The organism is Amycolatopsis sp. H20-H5 (assembly GCF_035828755.1).
In the GTDB taxonomy this organism is placed as follows: domain Bacteria; phylum Actinomycetota; class Actinomycetes; order Mycobacteriales; family Pseudonocardiaceae; genus Amycolatopsis.
The window spans coordinates 1-3705 of the sequence record NZ_JAYMZS010000240.1 but is presented as its reverse complement, the minus strand read 5'-3'; the positions used below and the strand labels follow the sequence as shown (position 1 = coordinate 3705).

Below are 3705 nucleotides of genomic sequence, written 5' to 3'. Positions count from 1 at the left end.
GTTCCGGCTGGAGTGGACCCCCGTCCCGACGTCTTCGGTCCCCGGCACCCGGTGGACCATCGTCGGCGGCGACGAGTTCGGTTTCGCGTCGGCCGCCGGTCTGGCCGGTGAAACCGTCACGTCCTTTGTGGACTCCCCGGCCGAGGTCGCCGGTACCGCGCCCGACGTGTTCCTGCTGTCGGTCAAGGGCGACCTCGCCGCGGGCGGCCCGGCTTCGGTGCACGCGCTGAGCGCCCAGGCCCTCGGCCGGATCCAGCAGTTCCTCGCCGACGACCGCTTCGCCGAGTCCCGCCTGATCCTGGTGACCCGGGGCGCCATGGCCGACGGCGGCGAAGACGTCACCGACCTCGCCGCGGCCGCGGTCTGGGGCCTGGTGCGCTCGGCGCAGACCGAGAACCCGGGCCGGTTCCTGCTGGCGGACCTCGACGACACCGAAGAGTCGGCCGAAGCCGTGCCGACGTTGCTGGGCGCCTTCGACGACGGCGAGTCGCAGGTCGTGGTGCGCGAAGGCGCGGTCCGCGCGGGGAGGCTCGCCAGGCTGGTGCCGGGCGACGGCCTCCTGCCGCCTGCCGGTGACGTGCCGTGGCGCCTCGGCAGCAGCCACCGCGGCAGCCTCGACAACCTGACCCTGCAAGCCTGTCCCGAAGTGCTTGAACCGCTCACCGGACGTCAGGTCCGGCTCCGCGTCGCCGCCGCCGGGGTCAACTTCCGCGACGTCCTCAAGGCGCTGGGCATGTACCCGGGCCGCGACGGGCTGATGGGCGCCGAGGCCGCCGGTGTGGTCACCGAGATCGGCCCCGACGTGACGTCGGTCAAACCCGGCGACCGGGTGTTCGGCATGGTCGACGGCGGGTTCGGGCCGGTCGCCGCGGTCGACGAGCGCTACCTCGGCCTGGTGCCCGAAGGCTGGTCCGACGAAAGCGCCGCTTCGGTGGCGCTGGTGTTCCTGACCGCGTACTACGCGTTCGTCGACCTGGCCGGGTTGCGCCGCGGGGAGACCGTGCTCGTCCACGCCGGGGCTGGCGGGGTCGGCATGGCCGCGATCCAGCTCGCCCAGCACCTCGGCGCCGAGGTCTTCGCCACCGCGAGCGAGGGCAAGTGGGACGAGCTGCGCGCCCTCGGCGTCGCCGAGGACCACCTCGCGTCTTCGCGCACGACCGACTTCGAGCAGCGGTTCTCCGAGACCACCGGTGGCCGCGGTGTCGACGTCGTGCTCAACGCCCTCACCGGCGAGTTCGTCGACGCCTCCCTGCGGCTGCTCGCGCCGGAGGGACGCTTCCTCGAGATGGGCAAGACCGATATCCGCGAAGGTCTCGCCGACGTGGACTACCGGGCCTTCGACCTCGGCGCCGTCACCCCGGAGCGCGTCCAGGAGATGCTGGGCGGACTGCTGGAGCTGTTCACCACGGGCGCGCTCGAACCGGTGCCGGTGACCGCCTGGGACGTGCGCCGGGCGCCGGACGCGTTCCGGTACATGAGCCTCGCCAAGCACGTCGGCAAGATCGTGCTGACCATCCCGCCCGCCTTGGCCCCCGGGGGAACGGTGTTGATCACCGGTGGCACCGGGGCACTCGCCGGGCAGCTCGCCCGGCACCTGGTCGCCGAACGCGGGGTGCGGCATCTTCTGCTGGCGAGCCGCCGCGGCCCGGACGCGCCGGGTGCGCTGGAACTGCGGGCCGAGCTCATCGCGCACGGCGCCGAGGTCACCATCACCGCCTGCGACACCGCGGATCGTGCGGCGACCGCCGAGCTGATCGCCTCGGTCCCCGCGGCGCACCCGCTGACCGCGGTGGTGCACACGGCGGGGGTGCTCGACGACGGGGTCGTGGCCTCCTTGACCCCGGAGCGGCTGGACACCGTCCTGCGGCCGAAGGTCGATGCCGCGTGGCATCTGCACGAGCTCACCGCGGACATCCCGCTGGCCGCGTTCGTGCTGTACTCGTCGGTGTCCGGCGTGACCGGTAGTCCGGGGCAGGCCAACTACGCGGCGGCGAACGCCTTCCTCGACGCGCTGGCTCAGCACCGGCGCGCCCTCGGACTTCCGGCGACCTCGCTGGCGTGGGGCCTGTGGGAGCAGGCGAGCGAGATGACCGGCGCGCTCACCGGCAACGACGTCAAGCGGATCTCCTCGGCCGGGCTGCCGACCATCGGCACCCGGCAGGGCATGAGGATGTTCGACGCCGCGATCGTCTCCGACGAGGCACTCATCGTCCCGCTGAAGGTCGACGCCGCAGGCCTGGGCAACCGGGGCGAGATCCCGGCCCTGCTGCGCGGACTTGTCCAGGTGAGCCGCCGGGCGGCGGCTTCCGGAGCTTCGGCCGTCTCGACAGAGACCCTGCGGGACCGGCTCCGGGGACTCGGCTCGGCCGAGCAGGAGGAAGTGGTCCTGGCCCTGGTGGTCGACTACGCGGCCACGCTGCTCGGGCACCGCGATTCCGGCGCGCTCGACCCGGACCGGGCGTTCCTCGAATCGGGCTTCGACTCCCTGATCGCGGTGGAGCTGCGCAACAAACTCGCCGAGACGGCCGGGCTGCGACTGCCTTCGACGATCGTCTTCGACAGCAAGACGCCCGCGCAGCTGGCCACCTGGCTGTGCGGCGAGATCGCGGGCAACCTCGGGCCCGCGGACGCTCCGGCGCGGACGGCCAAGACGGTGTCGCCTGCTTCGGGCGACACGCTGGCGAAGTTGTTCTTCGGCGCGCTCGACTCGGGCAAGGGCCAGGAGGCCATGCTGCTGCTGAAGGCGGTCGTTGCGCTGCGGCCGACCTTCGAGAGCCCGGCCGAGCTGGCCGAGCTGCCCGCCGCGGTCACCTTGTCCAAGGGCCCGGAGCAGCCGATGCTGATCTGCGTCAGCTCCCCGGTGGTGACCGGCGGCGTCCACCAGTACGCGCGGATCGCGGACCGGTTCCGCGGCAAGCGCACGCTGTCGGCGCTGCCCTTGATCGGCTTCGGGACCGGGGAAGCACTCCCCGCCACCCCGGCGGCGGCGTCCAGGGTGATCGCGGAGAGCGTCCTGACCGCCAGTGCCGGGAAACCGTTCGTGCTCGTCGGCCATTCCTCGGCCGGAGCGCTCGCGTACTCGGTCGCGGGGGTGCTGGAGAGCACCTGGGGCATCCGGCCGGACGCGGTGATCATGCTCGACACGCTGAGCCTGCGCCACCGCGCCGAAGAGAGCGTCGACTTCGGCGAGGTCACGCGGAACTATCTGGCCGGTTTGGATTCGACGTCGGTGACACTGGACAGCGCCCGGTTGTCCGCGATGAGCCACTGGTTCAGCATGATGGCCGACCTGGAGCTCCCGCCGACCACCGCGCCGACCCTGCTCGTCAAGTGCACCGTCCCGCTGGTGGATGCCGAGGAGCGCACCGACACCGCGTCCCCGGTGCCCGCCGACACCGTCCGGATCATCGAAGCCGACCATTTCTCGCTCGCCATGGAGGATTCGGCGGCCACCGCCGAGGTCATCGAGGACTGGCTCGGTTCGCTGGTCCTCGCCCGTTAGCCGGGAGTCGCAGGAAAGGGACGTTCCTGGTGTTGGCTGCGAGGAACGTCCCTTTCGCTGCTGGTGAAGGGCGCTAAGCTTGTTGTTTAACCTGTTTGGTTCGTTGCGTTTGTGGCTCTTGTGTCCGTTTTGGGGTTCTTTCCGACGTGGCATACGACAGCGCGGTGGGTGTTTCGTGAGCCTGGTGGGCGGCCTGGGCCTGG

At 71.6% G+C, this 3705-nt stretch carries 1 protein-coding gene; it reads left to right on the top strand.

Annotated elements, in window-relative coordinates:
• Positions 1–3502: SDR family NAD(P)-dependent oxidoreductase (locus QMK34_RS47020; protein ID WP_326421532.1), on the top strand; the 3502-nt coding region annotated here is incomplete at its 5' end.
• Between the last annotated feature and the right edge of the window lie 203 nt (positions 3503–3705).